Source organism: Streptomyces natalensis ATCC 27448 (assembly GCF_000935125.1).
Taxonomy (GTDB): domain Bacteria; phylum Actinomycetota; class Actinomycetes; order Streptomycetales; family Streptomycetaceae; genus Streptomyces; species Streptomyces natalensis.
The window spans coordinates 473,959-494,816 of sequence record NZ_JRKI01000003.1 but is presented as its reverse complement, the minus strand read 5'-3'; the positions used below and the strand labels follow the sequence as shown (position 1 = coordinate 494,816).

Sequence of the window (20,858 nt, the reverse complement as noted above, 5' to 3'; positions counted from 1 at the left end):
GTAGGCAGAGCCGCGACGAAAGGGGGGAACTTCCGGCTGCAACAGCACCGGAATGATCGATATCAAGCCAACTGCCGTCCGCCAAGGGCGAGGGCGAAAATCGCCCGGCTCAGCTGGCCGGAATCCTCGGTCACCAGGAAATGCCCGCCCGGCAGGAACGTGATCTCCACCCGCTCCCCGACTTCCGTCCACCGTTCGAGCTCATGAGCGGAAACCAGAGGGTCGCCGGCACCGCCGAACACATGAATTGGCACGGCGAGCCGGCTTTTCTGTGGGACATGACGGTACGAGCTGCACAATTCAGTGTCGTCACGCACCAGCCCCAGGAAGGGGGCCAGCCAGTCGGGGTGGTCCAGCAGCCACGCCGGGATCCCGCCGATGCCGTGCAGCCGCCGGATCAGCGCCTCGTCATCGCACTCCGCCGTCAAGTCGTGCCATGGCATATGTGGCGCCCTGAAGGCGGCCACCGCCAGTGCCCTGGGTCTCGGGCCGCCGTTCTCCTCGAAGTGCCGCGCGAGGAGATAAGCCAGCAGACCTCCCATGCTGTGCCCGAACAGCACGTAGTCGTCGGCCAGTTGCTCCTCCAACTCCGCCACGAGGGCCGGAATCAGCTGTTCGGTGCGGCGGTGGCGCCGTCGTCTGTCAGCGTTGCGGGCGCCCGGCAGGACGACCGGGAGCACGTCAACGCCCTCCGGGGCCTGCTCCACCCAGGGCCGGAACACGGAGGGGTTGCCACCGGCGTGGTGAAGGCACACCAACTGCGTCGTACGATTGGTCATCGGCCTCCTCCTTCGTGCACCAAGTCGCTGCGGACCGCGGCGGTGAGGTCACTCGTGACAGCCGGCTCGCGACCGAGCACGTCCAGCAGATGGCCGGTCAGCGACGCGACGGTCGGGTGGTCGAACACCAGCGTCTGCCGTAGTCCGCACTCCAGCGTCAGCTGCAGGTTTCGCCGCAGCTGGATCGCGGTGAGCGAGTCCAGTCCTCCGGCGAAGAAGTCCCCGTCGTCCGGGAGCCCTGGGCCCGTGCCCAGCACGCTCGCCACATGCTCTCGGACGCAGTCCCGCAGGAGCTCGCGCCGACGAGGTGCCGAAGCCGCATCGAACGTGGCACGGAACGACATCCGGGAGTCCCGCTCACCGCGCCGCGCACCACCCGGCATGTCCGCGAGGAAGCCCCTGGTCGCGGGCAGGTTCCGGTCCGCGAAGCGCTCCCAGTCGGCCGGCAGTACGGCGATCGTGCCGCCCGGATGGCGGTGTCGGGTCGTCAGCAGCTCGGCGAGCAGCGCCAGGCCGTCCCGCTTCGGGACGACGCCCTCACCCCGGCGCTCCAGTGCAACGTCCAGGCCCGCCCGGGCGCTCATGCCCACCTCGGCCCACGAGCCCCACTGGATGGCCAGGGCCGGCAGGCCCTGCTCCTGCCGGAACGCGGCAAGGCCGTCGAGGAATGCGTTCGCGGCCGCATAGTTCGCCTGGCCAGGGGTTCCCAGCAGGGACGAGACAGAGGAGAACAGGACGAAGAAGTCCAGCGGACACTCCGCCGTCGCGGTGTGCAGGTTCCACGCACCACGTGCCTTGGGCGCCATGACCCGCTCGAAGCGCTCCGGCGACTGCAGCAGCAGGACACCGTCGTCGAGCACCCCGGCAAGGTGCAGTACACCGGCCAGGGGCGGGAAGCGAGGATCGTCGGCGACCCGGCCGACCATCTGCGCAAGCCGTTCGGCGTCGGCCACATCGACCGCGTATACCTCCAGTGTCACTCCCTGGGCACGGAGTTCGGCGATCGTCCGTTCCGCGGCCGCGTCCGGCGGTGTCCGCCCCATCAGCACCGCATACCGGGCGCCCGCGCCGCAGAGCAGCCGTACGGTCTCCAGCCCGAGCCCGCCGAGCCCGCCGGTGATCAGGTATGTGGCGTCCCCACGCACCCCGACTGTGCTCTCGCCCGGCGCCGCGTGCACGGAGGCACGGCTCAGCCGTGCCGTGTACCGCTGAGTGCCCCGGTAACCGATCCGGTGGTCGTCGGCCGGTTCTCCCGCCGCGGCGAGCGCGGCCAGTTCGGCGTAGAGCACGGCCGCCTGCCCACCGGGCTCCGCGCCAGGGTCGAGATCGACCTGGGTGAACCGTAATTCTGGATGCTCGGCGGCCACCACCCTCCCCAGCCCGCACATTCCGGCCTGCGCAGGGCTGGTGACGCCCCGGCCCTCGATAGCCTGCGCGCCGCGCGTCGCCAGGCAGAGGCGGGGAGGACGCCGGTCCATGCCCCCGACGCGCTGGACGAGTCGCAGCAGGCGCTGTCCCAGAGCCAGGGCTGCGCGGCCGGCATCGCCTTCCCCGTTCCCGGTCGCCGGGATTGCCGCTGTCACGTCGTATCCGGCGTAGGGGTGCCTTCCGACTGGCACCGTCCCGCCCGACGCGTCATCGTCGTCGCGCACCTCGCAGGCCACTCCATTCGAGCGGGCCGACTCGGCCACCCGGCGCGCCAGGTCACGGGCGCCCTCGTCGCCGGCGAGCAGCAGCCACCGACCGCCGCCTGCCGACACGGCCGGCGTACCAGCCGCCGCCCAGCGCGTCTCGTACAGCCATTCCTGCCGTCCCTCCGGCCGCGGCGGGAGCATCGCCGCCCGATCCGCGCGCTTGAGCGCGACCCCGGTCATGGCCAGGATCAGGCCACCGTCCGGGGCGTACAGGTCCACGTCGGCGCGTAGCGTCTCCGGGTCCTCCCCCCTCGCGGGACGCAACCGTGCGTGGCACCATGCCTGCGCCGCCGCATGCCGCTCGACCCGGATGAACTCGACGCCGAGCGGCACGTAGGTCCTGCGCCCGAGCTTCTCCGGGTACGTGACGGTGAGCGCGAGGTAGCAGGCCTCCAGCAGGACCGGGTGCACGCGGTGGCCGGCGGCCTCGGCGCGCAGCCCGGGTCCGAGAGAGATCCGCGACAGCGCCGTCTCTCCGTCCTGCCACAGCCGCTCCGTAACCTGGAAGAGCGGTCCCAGGTCGATATCGCGTTCCCGTTCCCGCCGGTAGATCTCGTCCGGCTCCAGCTCGTCGCCGGCGAACGCCTCGCGCAGCGCTGACAGCGGCTCAGGGGCGAGCGGCGGCCGCACCGGTGCACCTGCCGGCGCCAGGCGTCCCGAGGCATGCAAGGTCCAGGAAGCGGGCACCGCCGGTCCGTCGGCAGCCGGATCGCCGGTCCCTTCGTCTTCCGGCAGCGGCCGGGAGTACACCTCGAAGTCGTACTCCGCGTCGTCCGGTCTCAGCACGACTTGCATCCGACGCAGACTCCGGTCGTCCGGGAAGGCCATCGCCCGCTGGATCGAGAAGTCGCGGAGCTCGGCCGGCACCGAGCCGTACGCCTCCCTCGCGGCGCTGAACGCGAGTTCCTGATAGGCGACTCCGGGCAGCACGACCGACTGGAACACGCGGTGGTCGCGCAGCCATGGAGTGGTGGGCACGCCCACCGTGGAGTCGAACCGGATGCCGTCGCCGCCGGCAAGGTCGAGCCGCCTGCCCAGCAGCGGGTGGCCGGCGGACCGGCCGGCCGGAACGGCAGCAGGCGGCGGCGCGTCGATCCAGTGGCGTTCGCGCTGCCACGGGGAGGCCGGCAAGGCCACGCGGCGGTGGCCGCCGCCGAAGAAAGCGGACCAGTCGAGCTGCGCCCCGGCCAGATACAGGGCACGGGCCGCTTCAAGCAACTGGTCCCGGGGGCGGTCCGGCCTCAGGCTCGGTACCAGCACCGGGCCGCTTCCCCCTTGCTCATCGCGTTCCTCGAGGAGCTGCAACAGGGTCGGTTTCGGCGAGATCTCCAGCAGGGCGCAGGGGCCCAGGGCCTCGAGCGCCGTGCTGGCGTCGTGGAACCGTACCGGCCGATTGATCTGGCCGACCCAGTAGCTCCAGTGCGCGATCTCCCGGCCAGCGGGTTCGCCCGTCACCGTCGACACGATGGGGATGCGCGGCGGGTGGTACTGGACCGAGCGCGCCACCGCCTGGAAATCCGCCAGCATCGGCTCCATCAGGGGGGAGTGCGAGGCGATCGAGATGTCCAGCACTCGGTGGCGGATACCCTGGGCGGCCAACTCGTCGCAGATCCGCCGTATGTGGCTCGTCCGGCCGGAGATGACCGTCGAGAACGGGCCGTTGACCGCCGCGATCGCGGTGTCCCCGGTCAGCAGCTTCGCGACCGTGGTCTCGCCGGCCGCCACCGCGACCATCGTCCCGGCCTCGGTGCGCTTCTGCATCAGCTCTCCGCGAGCGTGCACCAGCGTCAGGGCGTCCTCCAGCGACAGGACACCGGCCACACAGGCAGCGGCATACTCACCATGGCTGTGCCCCAGCAGGACGCCGGGTTCGACTCCCCACGACCGCCAGGTCTCGGCGAGGGCGTATTCGACGGCGAACAGCACCGGCTGGGCGTATCGCGTCTCACCGATGGGGGACGGCTCGGAGGGCCCAGGGAACAGCACGGACAGCAGCGGTCGTTCGAGCCGGCCGCGCAGCAGCTCATCGCACCGGTCCAGGGCGGCGCGGAAGGCCGGCACACGGTCGTAGAGCTCACGTCCCATGCCTGCGTACTGCGGCCCCTGTCCGGGGAAGAGAAACGCCACATTCCCCGGCCGCCGTGCGAAGGGCGACGGCTGCCGCGGGGAGGTGGCGACGGCAGCGCGCAACTGCTCGCGCGCCTCCTCCGCGGAGCCCGCGACGACGGCGCGCCGGTGCGCGAAGTGCCGACGCCCCGTCGCAGCGGTGAAGCAGATGTCGCTGAAGACGGGGCGGGACGGCGCTGCTAGGAGGTCCAGATAGCGGTCGGTCAGCTCGCCGAGGGCGGCATCGCTGCGGGCGCTCAAGAGAAGTACGGACCGGTGATCCACCCGCTCAGGCGCCGGCCGGTCACTGATCGCGCGGTCATGGCCGTCCGTCGGCACGCGGGAGGGCGCTGCGGCATCCGTGCCGTGACGGTTCTCCGTCGGACTGCCGCCGGATGCCGGGTGCGGCGGCTCCTGGAGGATCACGTGACAGTTCGTCCCGCCCACCCCCAGCGAGGTGACGCCGGCCGTCCTCGGGCCACCGGCGGAGTCCCACGGGACCGTCTTGGTGTTCACCCGGAACGGGGAGCCCGCAAAGTCGATCTCCTCGTTGGCTTCGCGGAAGTGCAGGCTCGGCACCAGGGTCCCGCGCTCGACGCAGAGCACCGCCTTGATCAGCCCGGCAATGCCCGCCGCCTCGTCCAAGTGCCCCGTGCTGGACTTCACGGAGCCCAGCGCGCAGTGTCCAGGCCCCGGTCGGCGTCGTGCGGTCGACGCGGTGGCGAAAGCCTCGGACAGCGCGGCCACTTCGATGGGGTCGCCCAGTGCGGTGCCCGACCCGTGCGCCTCGACGTAGCCGATGTCTGCCGGGTCGACGCCCGCAGCCTCCAGCGCGGCCCGTACGACATCGGCCTGCCCGCCGGCGCTCGGCGCGGTGAAGCTGACCTTCGCATTGCCGTCGTTATTGACCGCCGATCCCTTGATCACGGCAATGATCCGGTCGCGGTCCGCCACCGCATCCTCCAGACGCTTGAGAGCGACGACGCCACAGCCGTTGCCGAAGAGCGTGCCGGAGGCGTCCGCGTCGAAAGCGCGGGTGTGCCCATCGCGGGAGAGGATCATGCCTTCCTCATGGAGGTAGCCGGCTTCCTGGGGAACAACAATGTGCACACCGCCCGCCAGGGCCATGCCGCTCTCACCGTCGATCAGGCTCCGGCACGCCAGGTGCACGGCCACCAGCGACGTGGAACACGCCGACTGGACCGTTATGCCGGGCCCCCGCAGGTTCAGGGCGTGGGACACCCTGGTGGCCAGGTAGTTGCCGTCATTGCCGAGCTTGAGCTGGAACTGCTCCAGGTCGGACTCGGTCAGCGCCTTCCCGTGTCCGTAGCCGAAATGCGGTGCCAGGTTGTTGAGCAGGTACGTGCTCAACCCCGCCCCCGCGAAGACCCCCACGTCCGAGGCTCCGGTGCCGCCGGGGGCGTACCCGGCGTTCTCAAGAGCCTCCCATGCGCACTCCAGGAAGACCCGCTGCTGGGGATCCAGCAGGTCTGCCTCCTTAGGGCTGAGGCCGAAGAACGCGGCATCGAACCGGTCGATGTCCGGCAGCACGGCGCCCGCCGTCACGAAGTCGGGGTGCGCAGCCAAGCTGCTGTCGCGCTGTCCCCCAGCGCCGCCCGGCAGGGGCCGAACGGTCTCCACACCGTCGACGAGGTTCCGCCAGTACGTCTCGATATCAGGTGCCCCGGGGAACCTCCCGGCCATCCCGATGATCGCGACGTCTCCGCCGCCGCTCCGCCGCGGCGCGGCCAGACGCCCCGGGTCCGCCGGCGGCGGACCGGGGGAGGCGCCCGCCTCGCCGTGACCACCTGGCTCCGTCCCGGAGCGGTCCAGATATGCGGCGAAGTCCCTGATGGTCGGGTAACGCAGCAGGTCGACCATGGGGATGTCCCGGTCCAGACGCGTGGCGAGTTCCTGCCGGACCTGCACCAGCAGCAGGGAGGTGCCGCCAAGGTCGAAGAAGCGGTCTTCGATGGACAGTTCGTCCAGTCTCAGCGCCGACCGCCAGACGTCCACGAGCAGTTGCTCGGTCGCGGTCACCGCGGTCAGCACCGCCGTGGGTGCCAGCCGCTCGAAGGTGTCCGGTGGCTGCAGCCGTCCGCGGTCCGTCTTGCCGCTGGATGTGAGCGGCAGCGCGGGGAGCAGGCGGTACGCCTCCGGCAGCAGCAACGGTGGGAGACTCGCGGCCAGGAATTCATGGAGCACCCGTCCAGCAGTGCCCGTGTCCAGCTCCGCGCCGGGCACCACGTGGGCGACCAGGCGTCGCTGCCCGTCGATGTCATGCGCGACCACCGCCGCGTCTCCGACCGACGGGTGAGTGAGCAGCAGGGACTCGACCTCGCCGGTCTCGATCCGTACGCCGTGCACCTTCACCTGGGTGTCGATCCGGCCCAGCAGCTCCAGCGTCCCGTCGGTGCCGCGGCGGGCCAAATCCCCGGTGCGGTACATCCGGCCGCTGCCGTGAGGGTTGGGCACGAACCGCTCGGCCGTGAGTTCCGGCTGCGCCAGGTACCCCGGCGACACTCCGGCTCCCGCGACGCATAGCTCGCCCTCGGTGCCGTCGGGCACCTCGCGCAGCCGGTCGTCGACGATATGGACCTGTACGCCGTCGATCGGCCGGCCGATCGGTGCGACGGACGGCCAGTCCGCCGGGTCGCCGTCCAGCGTGCAGGACGTGGCGTCCTGGAACTCGGTCGCTCCGTAGTGGTTGTGCAGACGAGCCTGCGTACGGCGGAACAGGTCCCTGACCGGGGGGCTGATGCGCAGCAGCTCCCCGGTGGTGACGACCTCGCGCAGGCCCAGCTCGACCGGCTCCTGAGCGACCGCTCGGGCGAGGTGCTCCATGAGCGTGACCGGCAGAAAGACCCGCTCGATCCGCTCGTCCCGGAGGAAGGCGGCCAGCGCGAACGGGTTACGCCGCACCTCGTCGTCGGCAAGCACGAGGGTGCCGCCGAAGCAGAGGGTCGAGAAGATCTCGTGGAAGGAGAAGTCGAAACTGACCGCGCAGACCTGGGCGGTCCGCAGCCGGCAGCTGCCGGGCCGCACCCGGTCGTGCCAGGTCAGCAGGTTCACCAGGGCGGCATGGGTCATCACGGCGCCCTTGGGAACTCCGGTGGATCCGGAGGTGAAGATCGCGTAGGCCGCTGCGGCAGGGGTGACGGCCGCCATCAGGCCGGCGGCGCCGTCCTGGACCGGCTGCTCCGGTTCATCGGACGGCGCCGGACGGCACCCCTCGGTGAGCCGGAGCAGCCGGGCGGCCGTGACGGACGACTCTGAGAGCCCGTCCGTCACGACCACGTCGATGCCCGCCGTGCCGATCACGTGGCGGACCCGCTCCGCCGGGTCGGCGCGGTCTATCGGCACATAGGCCGCACCGGTCCGCAGCACGCCGAGTATCGTCGCCACGGCCTCCGGTGTGCGCGCCATACGGACGCCGACAAAAGCGCCCTCGCCCACACCGGCGCGGCGCAGCACGGCGGCGGCGCGTGCGGCCATGGCGTCCAAGGCGCGGTAGCTCACCCGGCGGGAGCCGTGGACCACGGCAACGGAGTCCGCCCGGTCACCGCGGCCGTGCCGCTCGACCATTTCGTGCACGGTGCCTGGGGTCCGCTCGGCGGATCGCGGGGCGTGAGCAGAGTGGTTCGGCATCGTTCCTCTTCAGACCAGCGGTTCATAGGTGATGGAGGGGAAGTAGTCCTCCCTGGTGCCGTCACGGCGGATGTCCCAGGTCGCGCAGTGCAGGGAGCCGCCGTACTCGAAGACGTTGCGGAACGGCACGGTGAGCACCTCGAACCCCTGGTCGGCCAGCAGATCCTGGAGCGACTTCTCCTGCTCCTCGCAGATCACCGTGCTCGGGGAGAGGCTGAGCACGTTCATCGACAGCCACTTCGAGGACTGGCAGTAAGGGGGCATCTCGTCGTTCGTCAGTACCGGCTCCGGTGCCTGGATCAGCTCCCAGCCGTTGTCCGTGAACATCGACAGCTCGTCCTGGCTGATCGGCCGGTCGGGATTGGCGAGGATCAGGCCCGGTCGCAGCGGTACGAAGGTGCAGTCGATGTGCGAGGGGAAGTAGTCCAGGGGGAAGTGCACGGGGTGGACCCGGAAGCCCTTGGGCTCCAGGGTGCGTTTCAGCCAGCGGATGCCCGCGCGGTTGGTGGTCATCGACTCCTGGACGAGGATGTCGCGGCCGAAACGGCTCATGTCGGCCGCGTCGAAGACAACTTCAGTCTGGCCGACGCAGAACTCCGAGGCGTGCATCCGCCGATGGCGCTCCTCTATCGGCCACTCCCAGAAGTCCTGCCGGTACATGGCGTCGGACATCGTCGGCTTGGGAGCAACCGTCCACCCGACTCTGGGGTCCGCCTCCCAGTACTCGTACACCAGGTGCCGGTAGGGCTCGTACTCGAAGTAGCGCGCGCGGCGCGACATCGTCGCCTCGACAATCTCATTGCCGAGTGTGATCAGGACGTCCCGGGGGCACACCGCGCAGTACTGGTTCTCCACATCGAAGTGGGGGGTGCGCAAGGGCCTGCTGAAGTCGTGCGGGCCCGGACGGCGGACGGTTACGGCGCGGGATTCGAGCAGCCTGGCCAGGCCGTTGAGCTCCTCGTTCGCCCGTGCTACGGCCTCGGCCGACTTCCGTCCGGTGGGGAACTGGGCTCCCTTGTGGCGCCTGACCTGGGGTCTGTTGCCCGGCTCAGTCGGTTCGAAGCAGGCGCCGTCCGCGGACCCGACGACTACTTCTCTCAGGGTGTCCCACTCGTTCCAGGCGTTCACCAGCGGTATGCCGGCGGTCGCAGTCATGGCAGCCCTCCTGTTGTTGTTCCGAGCGTCTGATGGTTCGGGGATGTGCGCGTGGTTCGCGGGCGTCAGCCCGGCAGCCGGAGGAACCGGTGCTCCGCCCTGTCCTGGAGCAGCCCGCGCATACAGGGCACATAGACCGACTTCGCCGGGGCGACCAGGTCCACGCCGCGCACCCCGTCGACACCGCACAGGCCCTCGACGAGTCGGGGCAGGCTCGCCGTGTCGAACCACTGCTCCAAGAGCATCCGCCGGAGCGCGTCCGGGGTGTTGTCCACCTGCTTGCCGGTGAGCGGGGAGACGACAGCTGCGTTCGGAGTGCAGAACTCCACGTCCCGCAGGATTCGGGCGAACTCCTGCGGCTCGGGGACCGCGTAGGGGCAGTGCTCGGCCCGGTCGACCGTTTCCATGACGGAGACCCCGAACTTGTGGAACAGCGGGCCGAGCACCTCCGGCTCAGTACTCCGCACACTCACCGCTCCCAGGCCGCCACCCAGGTCGACCGAGAGCCATGCGGACTTCTCGTACCTGCGGAGCGCCTCGATCAGCTGGTGTGCGTCTCCCCTCGACGACGCGAGGAACACAAGTGTGGATCCGCTGCGGTGCAGACGGTTCGCGGCGATCTGCCGGGAGTTGATCTCCCAGATCAGCCGGAAGCACGTCTCCTCTGTGATCGCACCCGCGGCCAGCAGCGCCGGCAGGCAGCCCGCGCTCAGGCCGCCGTATGCGGTCCAGCGGCCGGCCTCCTGCTCCAGCCGTCGGACCACCGCCACTGCAAGCAGCGCCTCGTGCACCGTGGAGGGCAGACCGGTGCTGCCTTCGTCCCGGTCTATGCCATCGGGATGGAACCGGCAGATCCGTGCGGCGAATTCGAGGTGGTCATCGCGCCGGTCGAGAACGGCGGCCAGTGCGGGCTCAGTCAGCGGCACCAGCCCAGGGAAGACGAGGGCCCGGTCAGACGCCATCAAGGACTCCACCGATCTGGGGCCGCAGACGGCAGAACGGGTCCAGCTTCATGGACTTCACCACGAAATCGGAGGGCTCCAGCACCACATAGGAGTCCAGTTCCAGTGCGTCAAGGTAGTCGAGCACGCCACGCCAGTCGAGGACGGTCGTGTACTGCTCCTTCGTCAGCTTCCAGACCTCCTCCCCACTGGTGTACGGCCGGCAGTCGTTGATGCTGACCAACGGGACGGTCGTGTTGCCGTAGGGATCCTTGAACGTCCACTCCTTGGTGAACGTCTCCTGCACGTCGCCCATCAGATCGCAGTGGCCCGGGAAACTGTAAGGAATCACCTTGAACAGGGCACCGGCGCGCATCAGTGCCGGCTTCATCGCGTCCATGTCCGACTTGCGGCAGGCGGCGATGAACTGGTTGCTCGACACCACGACCGACATGTGGAGCAGGGAGTCCAGGCCCTCGGCGCGCAAGGCATCGAACACCTTGACGTGATCGCCGTTGTAAAAGAAGACGCTGCGGTAGTCGGTGTGGTCGAAGGCTTCGATCTCGATCGCCGCCATGGTGTTGGACATGCGCACCATGTCCTCCAGGGACACCCAGCCCACCGCTCCGGCCGCGCTGAGGTACCCCAGGCTGATACCCGTGACACAGACGGGTTGCACGTCACGCCGACGTACCTCCTCCCGGTAACCGGCAACGCCCATGATGTTGATCAGCGGGCGTCGGAAGCGGGGGTCGTTCGCCTCTTCCTCCGTGCCGTCGCGCAGGATGGCGCGGAAGTCCATCGAGAGCGTGTCGCTGGCGAGGTCCAGCAGGATCCGCATCGCCTTCGACTCCAGACAACGCTTGCGCATCTCCGTGTCGAGGAAGACCTGGGACGGAAAGATATAGGCGCCGGTGTCGGTCACAGCGAGAACCCGTCGTCGACGACAACGACTTCGCCGTTCACCGCGGAGAAGTCAGGAGCTGTGAGCTGTCGGATGACCGAGGCCACCCGCCGAGGCTGCAGCAGCCGCTCCAGGTAGTCGGGGCCGCCCATGATCTCCTCGACCGCTTCCCGGGGGACGGTGTCCAGCAGCCCGGTGTCCCGGATCGGGCCGGGCGAGACGGTCGTGAACCGAAGCCCGAGCTTGCCCCACTCGCGGGCAAATCCTCGTGTCAGCGCCTCGATGGCCGCCTTGCTGGTGATGTATCCGATCGCCCCCACGATGTAGCGCTTGGTGAGGATCGACGACACATTCACCACAGTGCCGCCACCCGTCGCGGCCATCGCCTGCGCGCAGACCGCGTTGACCTGGTACGCACCGAAGACATTGGCGTCGATGACCGACTTGAACCGCTCCGCGTTGGAAACGGTGGCCACGGCGGCGTGATTGGTGACAGCGCAGTTCACGACCACGTCACACGGGGCGATGTTCCCGAGCAGCCGGCGCACACTCGTGGCCCGGGGGTTGGGATCCGGCAGGGTCAGCTGGTGGACGACCGGCGTCCCTCCGTGCTCGGTCACCGCGGCGGCCGTCTCCTCGGCCGCGTCACGCCGCCCGTGGTAGGTCAGATGCACCCGTTCCGCCAGCGGTGCGAACTCGCATGCCACCGCGCGCCCCAGACCACTCGTTCCGCCGACTACCAGAACGTTCCGGTATGCCGGCGATTCCGTTTCACTCATCGTCCTTCTCCGCTCACACGGTCCGCGATCTCGCGGATATCGATACGCCGCGCCATGGCCAAGGCGTGCTCTGCCAGCCGGCCGCTGTCCAGGCGCCGGCCGACGCGAGGCTGGTAGTGCGGATAGGGCCGCGCATACTCTTCCCTGGTGAGGCCCGACTTGACGGCCGGCACAGCGCCGCGTGACGTCTGGAAGTAGTCGCGACATACCGCTTCGAACGACAGGTTGTCGCTGAGCGCGAGACTCATCGTGGCGTCGTTGTGGATCCCCGAAGTGAACTCGACGCGCCGGCAGTTCATGACGTCGAAGAGGTAGTCGACCAGGAGCGCGGCCGCCTCGATACCGATCCCCGTTCCCCACAGCCGCTGTTCACCCGTCGCACCGCCGACCTCGTACACGCCCTCCCCGAGCCGCCACCAGTGCATGAGCCCCACTACTGTTCCCCGGGTGTCCGTGACCAGTGCGGCACGCCGCCCATCGGCTTCGACGGCGGCATACCGGTCGTGCCGGATCAGCGTGCTGGACGTACCTCGGAGCAGTTCCTCGCACTCCGTCCCACCCAGCCACTGAGCCACTGTTCCCAACTCGGCCTCGGAGAGCGGATGCAGTTCGCACAGCAGACCTTTCATGGGGTTCCGCTACGCGCCCTGCAGCTGCTCGTACAAGCCCTTGAGCGTACTGACGCCCTCGACCTCCAGGTCATAGACCTTGTCCCCGTAGAGCGGGAGCAACGCCGACACGAAGCGCAGGGTGTCCATCGACTCAAGGCCATACGCGCTCTCGCTGCCGAATACGACGGTGTCGCCATCCGGGTGGATATCGCCCACCCGGTCCTTGAACAACGAGACGAAAACCTCACACAGCTTTTCCATGGATCACTCCACACTGATGTCGTACGGCAGCTTGAAACACATCGAGCCCCACAGGAATCCGGCGCCGATGGCCCCGAGCACGATGAGGTCCCCTTGTCTGGCCCGGCCGTCGAGGGCCAGCTTGTGCAGGGCGGTGAGCGGCGAGGCGGCGCCGGTGTTGCCGAGGGTGTCGGCGGTGACGGCCACGCGGTCCAGGTCCGCGCCCACCGTGCGCGCTATGAGTCGCACCATCATGGCGCTGGCCTGGTGCAGCGCGAACCCACTGATGTCCGGCACCTCGGCTCCGGCGGCAGCCAGGGTCTCGGCAATGGACTTGGGAAGCCTGGTAGGGGCCTCCCGCAGCACGACCCGGCCGTCCATCTGCAGGTAGTGACTGTGCAGTTCACGTCCGATCACGGCGCGCTCGTGGCACAGCTGCGAAGGTGATGCCATGTGGACAGCGTCGGAAAAGGTGTTGCCGAGGTCGTAGCTGAGCAGCCCCGCAGACGGCTCGGTCTTGCTGAACACCGCGGCCGCAGCGGCATCACCGAAGAAGATGCGGGTGGTCCGGTCGTCCGGGCCGGTGACTCGGGAGATCCCCTCGGCGCAGACGACGAGGGCATTCTCCAACCCTGGCTCCTGCAGAAGGCACGAGGCGGTGTAGATCGCGTACACGGAGGACGCGCACGCATGCTGGGTGATGTCCACAATCCGCGGACTGGCGATACCCAACCGGTCCGCGATGATGACTCCGAGTGAGGGCATGAGCCAGTCGGGGGTCGTACTCGCCACGACGAGGACGTCCACGTCCCTGGCCTCGATCCCGGCGAGCGCAAGAGCCTTGCCGGCCGACTCGATCGCCAGGTCGGTGACGTTGTCGTTGTCGCCGAGAAACCGGCGCTCTCGGATACCGGTCTTCTCCTCGATCCACTCCGGTGTGGTGTCCAGCCCCTCGCACAGTTCGGCGTTCGTGACGACCCGGTCGGGCAGAGCCAAGCTGACACTCCGCGGGTGGACCGGGGTCAGTCCCCATCTGGGCACAGCGGCCCCCTCTCGAATCTGGTCACACATCGGTCCGGGCGGGCCGGCTGCTGTCGGCTTCCCGGCAGCAGCCGGCCCGCACCGTTGTCAGCAGCCGTCGCTGGACGTACTCGCGGGCAGCTCCACGCCGTCGGCGACGATCTCGGTGCCCTGCAGCTCCATCACGTTGGTGAGGTCCATGGTGTTTTCCTCCTTTCGGGCATCGTGGTGAGTGGAAACAACCGCCGTTGCCGGCGGTGGCTCAGGAGCGGGGTGCGATTCCCCGCGTCAAACCGCCCATGACGTGCCGTCATGGGCCGCCGTAAGGTCCTCAAGGGTCTTTTTCCGGACGCGGCGGAGCAGTTCCTGGCGTTCCGTTGCGCACCGCCGCTCCTCGACCGGGAAGGCGGCGAGGTCGGCGCGGCAGACGACCGCCGGCCAGTACCGGCCGTCGATGAAGAAGCGGTCGCGCAGGACGCCCTCCACCTCGAAGGCGGTGCACGTTGTGAGGTAGTCGAGCAGCACCTCGTTGTAGGTGGCGACCAGCAGTTCCACGCGCTTGGCCTCACTGGCACGCAGCAGGAGGGACATCGCCTGCCTGATCGAGAGCTCGACCAGCCGGGGTGTCCACGCTGCGTCGTCGCACGAGGTGACGCTCAGCTTGAAGAATCCGGGGGTCTGGCCTGGTGACCAGGTCACCGCGCCCACCACCCGGGACGAAACCCGGACCACGAGGTGCGACAAGCGCTCGTCCTGTACGAAGCGCCGCCGCTCTGCGGAGGTACGCCAGACCGGACCCTCCGTGGACACGTAGGAGAACGGCTGGGAAATGGCCCTGTCGAGCATCTCCTCATCCGTCACGGAAACCACGGGAATGAATTCTGCATCCGCTTTCACAGCATCATAGATTTCATTTCCAGGCATTCCGCCTCCACGTTTCTAATAAAGCACCCGACGGCGACCGGATGTTTTATCGGCTGAATTCGTGAATCAATCTACGAGCGGCCCCGAGAAGCGTCAACGTTTCTTCGTTCGCATCTCGAACGGTTCATTGTTCGATTGACGCCGACCGCCTGGCGCGGAATCCCGGGCCGTCACCCGACGCGGGACTCCCGCTCCGGGCCCGCCTCCCCGTCGAGAGCATCGGCCCGCCGCTCAAGGGCCTCGGCACACTCTGTCCAGGCCGCGGCGTTGTCACGGATCAACTGCGCCACCGCCCCGGCCCAGTGCGCCGGCACCCGGCTGACGGCCTGCCCCAGCTCGGTCCGCTCCGCGGGGTTCTGGTCCAGCCATCGGAGCAGGGCGCGCCCCGCCTCACTGAACCGCAGAGAGGGGTCGTTGCGCAGGTTGCGCAGGGTGACGGCACGGTCGACGCTCCGGGCCCGGTGCGTCCCGACACCCGTACGCACCGGCGCTACCACCCTCGAACGAGCCGGTGCGGCAGCCCGTTCCGCCTCCGCTGCGGCGGGCACCATCGCTGCGCGCTGTTTCGCCGGCAGCGGGTCCCGGCCCGACCGCAGCCGCTCACGGACGTCGTGCGCCGTCGACGAAGACACTCCGGCCGCCCGCGCGATCTCCCGGAGGGACAACTCCGGGTGCCCGACGAGCAGTTCACTTGCGAGTAAGCGGCCCGTCGCACTGTTCAGCGGGCGGGCCCGGCCGTCGCTCCCCACGCGGCTGTTCGACTGCTGGTTCTGATCAGTCGAACGGCTGCGGATGGCCCCACCGTCGTCCCGGACAGGCCGGTGACCTTGCCGATTCTGCGGTCCGACAACTGGGGACGTGCGGTCAGGATCCGGGCCGCAGCAGCCGTGCGGTCGGCGAGCGTCAGGGGCAGGCCGTGCGAGGCGTTCATCGTGACGGCCAGGACAAAGGCGTCGTCCTCATCACCGTCGTAGAAGCGAGCCGCGATCTCCGTGTGCCCAAGGAGCCGCGCTGCGCGCAGCCGGTGGGCGCCATCGATCACCCGCATAGTCCCACGGTGCACGGTGATCGGTGGCAACCCGGTCCCCAGCTCCGCCAGCGCGCGGGCGTGGTCCTCGTCCTCACCGTCGAGCCGCGGCGAATCACCGGTCCGCACCGCGTCGACCGATACCTTCACGACATCGCTGTTCACGCGTCCCCCTTGTGATCAATGCATATCTGGCACCGATCAAAACAGCGGGACGATCTCCCGGCGATACACATAGCGAGGGACCCTCGTCAACTTTTGGACTACAACCGCTCGTCCCTTTCTACGACTCCCGCCTCGATCGCGGCGCATTGCCCGCGAAAAGGGAACAATTTGGCGTCCGTCGACCGCTATTCCCACGTTCTCGCGAAGAATTTCTTCACCGGGGAGCGACATGACAAACGCCGAGCCGTACCTGAACAGCCGGCTCGCTGCGAGGAGCGCACGCATACATGCCATTGACGACCTGGGATACGGACGGCAGTTCACCACCGACCTGTCAGCCGGGGAGGAGGATCTGGTTGTCCTTGACGGCAAGCGCGGCCTCCACGCGGCTGCGCAGTCCCAGCTTGGCGAGCAGGCGACTGACGTGCGTCTTCACCGTGTTCTCGGACACCATGAGCTGCTGCGCGATACGCGCGTTGGGTAGCCCTTGGCTGATGCAGGCGAGTACCTGACGCTCACGGGGCGTCAGCAGGTCCGACAAGCGCTCCTCGGAAACCAGCGCCCTCGCCCCGGCTCGCCCGCCGACCGCTCGGGAGAGCGGGCGGATGATGGTCGGGTCGATGAAGCCTTTCCCGGCAGCGATGAGCCGCACCGCATGGTGCAGTTCCCCGGCCGTCGCGGTCGTCGGGAGAAGTCCGACGGCACCCGCCTCCAGGGCCCGCAGGAGCTTGGCGTCGAACCCCGGCGGAGTGAGCAATAGGACATCGGCCAGGGTGCGCGTCATTTCCCAGATGGTGATCGGATCCGCGAATTCGGCGCTGCCCCCGTCCATCACCACGACGTCGGGCCGACACAGCAGCCCGAGCCGCACCATCTGGTCGCGGGTGGCGGCCTGTGCCACTACGGTCATGTCGTCCGCGGCCTGCAGGATCTGTGCGATCCCTGTGCGCATGAGCCCTTCGGTATGCGCGACCAGCAGTGAGTTCTTCATCCCCCGCTACCCCCCCATCAGCCCCCATCGAACTTCCGCTCGATATCAGAACGACCCTAGCGGCAGCCGATTTTGTTAGCTTTTTACCTATCGCGGTGAGGGAAACAACTGTGAAATACCTCCGAAAGGGCGGCGAGGTAGCGTGGTCACACACGTCCGGCGAAAGCTCCCACGAGGAGGATGGGCAACGCAGCGGACACTCGGCTTCGAGGTGCCCTTGCCGGCAGATCTCCAGCGGCCCAGTGCGCGCCTGGTCGTTCCCGTGCCGGCCGCGTCCCCGGCCGCCCGGTTCGCCTGCAGCACGTACTCAACGGCGATCGTGACTCCTCCAGGTAGCCGCGCATCTCCAGGCGTCCCTGCCGTCAGCGCGTCCCGCAACGGCGGCACGTACCCGTACTCGCACCCGCGCAACCGCTCGTGGCGTCGTCGACCAGTCTGAGCCACACCCCGAACACCCGGTCCAGAGCTGCCTCGGAGTCCTCCTCTTGTGCCCTTTCCCAGGCGAAGAGCCGCGACAGTCCCTGAAAACAGAAGCGCGCCGGTGCGCCCGGAATGCTGGGGCAGACCTCCAGCAGCTGCGCGTCCACCAGCTGCTCCATCAGGTCCTCGGCATGGCCCAGGTCCACATCGAGCAGGGCCGCTCCCACCCAGACGTCGAAGTACGGCAACGTGAGCAGGCCCAGGCAGCGGTACATCTGGGCAGCCGCACGCGGCAGTTCCCGGTAGCTGAGCCAGAGCCCGGCGCGCACCCCGACGTGGCCCGAGCTCAGCAGATCCAGCCGACACCGGCGGTCCTCCAGGCGCGTCACCAGTTGGGAAAGCGAACGGTGCGGCTTGGCTGCGAGCCGGACCCCGGCGACCCTCAGGGCCAACGGCAACCGGTCGCACAACATGACGAGGCGCCGCGCCATCTCGGTCTCCGCGGCTATGCGTTCCGTACCGATGGTCGCCCCCAGCATCGTGACGGCCTCGTCCTGGCTCAGTGGCTTGAGGCCGACCTGCACCACGGCGTAGTCCCCAGCCAAATAGTCGAGGGGATTCCGGCTGGTGATCAGGACGCAGGACTCTCCCTGGCCCGGCAGCAACGGCAGGATTTGGGCGAGCGACCGCACGTTGTCCAGCACAATCAGCACACGTCTGCCGTCCAGCACCGTGCGGTACAGCGCTGCCCTCTCCTGCCGATCGGCGGGGATCTGAGAGCTGGGCACGCCGAGCACGCGCAGACACCGGTCCAGGGCGCTCATCGGGGAGACGGGCTCCTCGTGCTCGTGGAAGCCTCGCATGTCGACGAATAGCTGCCCGTCGGGGAAGTGCGCCGCAACGCGGTTGGCCCAGTGCACGGCGAGGGCGGTCTTGCCCACCCCGCCCACACCGAAGAGGGCCGCGATGGCCGGCGACTGCCTCATGGGTTGGTGCAGCAACCGGTCCAGGGCTGCGATCTCAGCCACCCGGCCGGTGAACGAGGCCGAAGACAGCGGCAGCTCGGCCGGCACCGCGGCCACCGGCACCGGCGCCGTACGCGCTGCGGGCGGCAGCTCGCCCTGCTCGGCCCCGCCCGACTCCTGCAGGATGCGATGGTGAAGCTCCTGCAGCGCGGCCCCTGGCTCGATCCCGAGCTCCTCCACCAACACCTTGCGGCCCTCGCGGTATGTTTCCAGCGCGTCGGCGCGTCTGCCCAGCCAACGCTGGCCCTCCATGAGCTGGAGGCGACTGTGCTCCCGCAGTGGGTACTTCTTGACGAGCTCGGTGAGCCGGGAGACCAAGGGCCGGTACCGGCCGAGCTGCAGCTGCAGCTCGGCACAATCCTCGTTCACGTCGAGCCACAGCTCCGTCAGTCCGGCGGCGAAATCCTTGATACGGCCGCCGGACAGACCGTCGAGGACCGTGCCGGACCACATGGCCAGGACCCGCTCGAACTCCCCTACCGCGTCCACGGTTCGCCCGTCGTCCACCAGCTCGCGGGCCCGCGCCAGCAGCGCCTCCACCTCGTGGAGATCGATCCGGTGCCCCCCGGGGTGCAGGGCGTAGCCGTTGTGCACGGTCTCGATGAGCGCCTCGGCGCCAGCAGCGTCCCGGAAGATGCGCCGCAGCGCGGTGATGCATATGGCGATCTGGTTACGGGCGGTGGCGGGTGGCGCCCCCTGCCACACCGCATCGGTCAGCGCCGCCACGGAGACCGGGTGGCCCGCCGAGAGCAACAGCATCGCGAGGACCGTACGCTGCCGCGTCCCGCCAATCCTGATCTGTTCCCCGTCCACCTCTGCCGTCAGCGGCCCCAGCACCTTGAAAGATACGGAATGTAACAGGAGTCCCCCTACTTCCGGGCGGGCGTCCCAGATCCCGCCACGCGCCTGCCACGTAACGGCCATAAGACTCTCTTGCCCCGCAAGTCACACGGTCACCAATTAGCCGAGTGGTCGGGATCGCTTTCACATGAACAGGCCACCCCTGACACCCATTCCCTGAGCCGCACAACCGCAGCGTAGAACGCTAATGATCACTTCGGACGCCTCATTCGGCACAAAGAGGCCGCAATTCAACACTTGCGGCCCACCGCCCGCGGCCGCCTTATGGAGAACTGCAGGTCAGGTGGGCTTCGACCAGGGCTTCTCGGCAACCCGACACCGGAGCCGACTCACTAACAACTTATCGCCATACGGCAGTAATTGGCTGGATACAGCTGTCCTGGGCTGATCCGGGACGCCGGCGGGTGGAATACCGGCCGCTATCGGTGGCCGGCGAACCGGCGGAGATTCCACGGCGGGCCGGAACCGTACGCTTCAGCGACTGAGACCAGCAGCGCTTCGCGCCACGCTTCCGCTCACCACGCACATACATGCAGGCAGTCCGCCCACGTCAGGCATGTCTGTTCTGTAGGTCGGGATCGCACCAAGCCTGCGAAAGCCCCCTGTTTCCCAAGCTCAGAGCGCGGGTTCGATTCCCGTCACGCGCTCCAAAGACGCAGGCCCGGCTCGGGGGAACAACCACCATGCTGCGCCTCTGTGTTGTCCAGTTCGCTCCCCGCCTCCTTCTGACGCTCACGATCTGAGTGTTGATAGATCAGCGCCGCCTTCGGGGTGGCCCCGAATCGCGTGGCCATCGTGTGGCCGGTGTGACGAAGGCCGTGGAAGCCGAAGTGGAGGAAGGCCGGCAGGACGACGTACCGCTTGCCCGCTTCCGATGTGGTGTCGCCCACTGGAGGCGAGCAAGCGCCCCGCGTCTCGGCGGGGCAGGCGAGGGCCTTCTATGCAGTGCGGCGTGCGGGTGGGTGCTCCAGGATGCGCAGACGGTCGAGGGGGACCTCACGGAGAACGATACGGCTGTTGACTTCGCGCACGCCGTGGTGCTCCTTGAGACGGTCGACGATTTCTTCGAGTTCGGCAGGTTCCCGGCAGCCGATGGTGAGTTCGTAGTCGTATTCGCCGGTGGTGTGGGCGGCTGCCATGACGTGAGGCAACCCCACGAGACCGTCTTCGAACTGGCGCCGGCTCATCCCTTCCCGCAGCTTGATGTTGGTCAGGGCACGCAATGTCTGGCCGAGGGTGTTGCGGTCGACATCGATCGTGTAGGCGCGGATGAGGCCGGAGCGCCGCAGGCGGCGGACACGTTCGGCGGCGGCATTGGCACTGAGGCGGACAGCATGCCCGAGTTCCTGGTAGGTGGCGCGGCTGTCGCAGGCCAGGAGGTGGAGCAGGGCCCGGTCGGTCGCATCCAAGGAGGTCGGCTGCGGTATCTGCGGTGTCATCCGGGTATCGCTTCTCTTTCCGCACGCGAAACGGGCATACGGCGGGAACATCCGTGCCAATCTCGGACTGTCGCGTGACAGGGTCATAGTCGTGATCATCATGCTTTTACGCGTCGCACTGGCCCCGCT

The 20,858-nt window shown here is 68.5% G+C and carries 15 protein-coding genes and 1 pseudogene; all 16 read right to left on the bottom strand.

Translation table 11 applies throughout. The features are described from left to right. Nucleotides 1-62: 62 nt before the first annotated feature. Entirely contained in the window at nucleotides 63-779 is a 717-nt protein-coding gene (locus SNA_RS03190) for a thioesterase II family protein (protein ID WP_030066278.1), read from the bottom strand. Further along, nucleotides 776-8,164: a type I polyketide synthase gene (locus SNA_RS03185; protein WP_044362956.1), complete on the bottom strand. Its 7,389-nt coding sequence runs from the start codon at nucleotides 8,162-8,164 to the stop codon at nucleotides 776-778. Before SNA_RS03185 ends, SNA_RS03190 begins: the two co-directional genes overlap by 4 nt. A 72-nt stretch (nucleotides 8,165-8,236) precedes the next feature. Next, nucleotides 8,237-9,382, bottom strand: a complete 1,146-nt coding sequence (locus SNA_RS03180) for an arginine deiminase family protein (protein ID WP_030066281.1) — start codon at nucleotides 9,380-9,382, stop codon at nucleotides 8,237-8,239. A gap of 65 nt (nucleotides 9,383-9,447) precedes the next feature. After that, nucleotides 9,448-10,344: a hypothetical protein gene (locus tag SNA_RS03175; RefSeq protein ID WP_030066282.1), complete on the bottom strand. Its 897-nt coding sequence runs from the start codon at nucleotides 10,342-10,344 to the stop codon at nucleotides 9,448-9,450. After that, nucleotides 10,334-11,248: an ACP S-malonyltransferase gene (locus SNA_RS03170; protein ID WP_030066283.1), complete on the bottom strand. Its 915-nt coding sequence runs from the start codon at nucleotides 11,246-11,248 to the stop codon at nucleotides 10,334-10,336. The genes SNA_RS03175 and SNA_RS03170 overlap by 11 nt, the downstream gene beginning before the upstream one ends. Continuing rightward, nucleotides 11,245-12,006: an SDR family oxidoreductase gene (locus SNA_RS03165; protein ID WP_157879854.1), complete on the bottom strand. Its 762-nt coding sequence runs from the start codon at nucleotides 12,004-12,006 to the stop codon at nucleotides 11,245-11,247. Before SNA_RS03165 ends, SNA_RS03170 begins: the two co-directional genes overlap by 4 nt. Continuing rightward, a complete protein-coding gene (locus tag SNA_RS38155; protein ID WP_030066285.1) occupies nucleotides 12,003-12,635 on the bottom strand; it encodes a GNAT family N-acetyltransferase in 633 nt (210 codons plus the stop codon). The genes SNA_RS03165 and SNA_RS38155 overlap by 4 nt, the downstream gene beginning before the upstream one ends. Before the next feature lie 9 nt (nucleotides 12,636-12,644). Further along, nucleotides 12,645-12,878, bottom strand: a complete 234-nt coding sequence (locus tag SNA_RS03155; protein WP_030066286.1) for a hypothetical protein — start codon at nucleotides 12,876-12,878, stop codon at nucleotides 12,645-12,647. A gap of 3 nt (nucleotides 12,879-12,881) precedes the next feature. Continuing rightward, nucleotides 12,882-13,853 (bottom strand): 3-oxoacyl-ACP synthase III family protein, encoded by a 972-nt coding sequence (locus tag SNA_RS03150; RefSeq protein WP_052808866.1) that lies wholly within the window; start codon nucleotides 13,851-13,853, stop codon nucleotides 12,882-12,884. Between the two features lie 312 nt (nucleotides 13,854-14,165). After that, nucleotides 14,166-14,738 carry a hypothetical protein gene (locus SNA_RS03145; protein ID WP_157879853.1) on the bottom strand — a complete coding sequence of 191 codons (573 nt, stop codon included), beginning with the start codon at nucleotides 14,736-14,738 and terminating at the stop codon, nucleotides 14,166-14,168. Nucleotides 14,739-14,971: 233 nt separating this feature from the next. Beyond that, a complete protein-coding gene (locus tag SNA_RS43605) occupies nucleotides 14,972-15,286 on the bottom strand; it encodes a hypothetical protein (RefSeq protein WP_030066289.1) in 315 nt (104 codons plus the stop codon). Between the two features lie 233 nt (nucleotides 15,287-15,519). Continuing rightward, nucleotides 15,520-15,993: a ParB/RepB/Spo0J family partition protein gene (locus tag SNA_RS43600; RefSeq protein ID WP_241779521.1), complete on the bottom strand. Its 474-nt coding sequence runs from the start codon at nucleotides 15,991-15,993 to the stop codon at nucleotides 15,520-15,522. Nucleotides 15,994-16,327: 334 nt separating this feature from the next. After that, on the bottom strand, nucleotides 16,328-16,984 hold the full coding sequence (locus tag SNA_RS03135; RefSeq protein WP_030066291.1) for a LuxR C-terminal-related transcriptional regulator: 657 nt from the start codon (nucleotides 16,982-16,984) through the stop codon (nucleotides 16,328-16,330). A gap of 362 nt (nucleotides 16,985-17,346) precedes the next feature. Further along, nucleotides 17,347-19,353: an AfsR/SARP family transcriptional regulator gene (locus tag SNA_RS03130; protein WP_052808865.1), complete on the bottom strand. Its 2,007-nt coding sequence runs from the start codon at nucleotides 19,351-19,353 to the stop codon at nucleotides 17,347-17,349. A gap of 575 nt (nucleotides 19,354-19,928) precedes the next feature. Then, a pseudogene (locus SNA_RS39105) lies at nucleotides 19,929-20,222 on the bottom strand (hypothetical protein); the annotation flags it as partial. A gap of 6 nt (nucleotides 20,223-20,228) precedes the next feature. Further along, complete coding sequence (locus tag SNA_RS03125; RefSeq protein ID WP_051877309.1) at nucleotides 20,229-20,729, bottom strand: Lrp/AsnC family transcriptional regulator; 501 nt, start codon at nucleotides 20,727-20,729, stop codon at nucleotides 20,229-20,231. Nucleotides 20,730-20,858 lie beyond the last annotated feature (129 nt).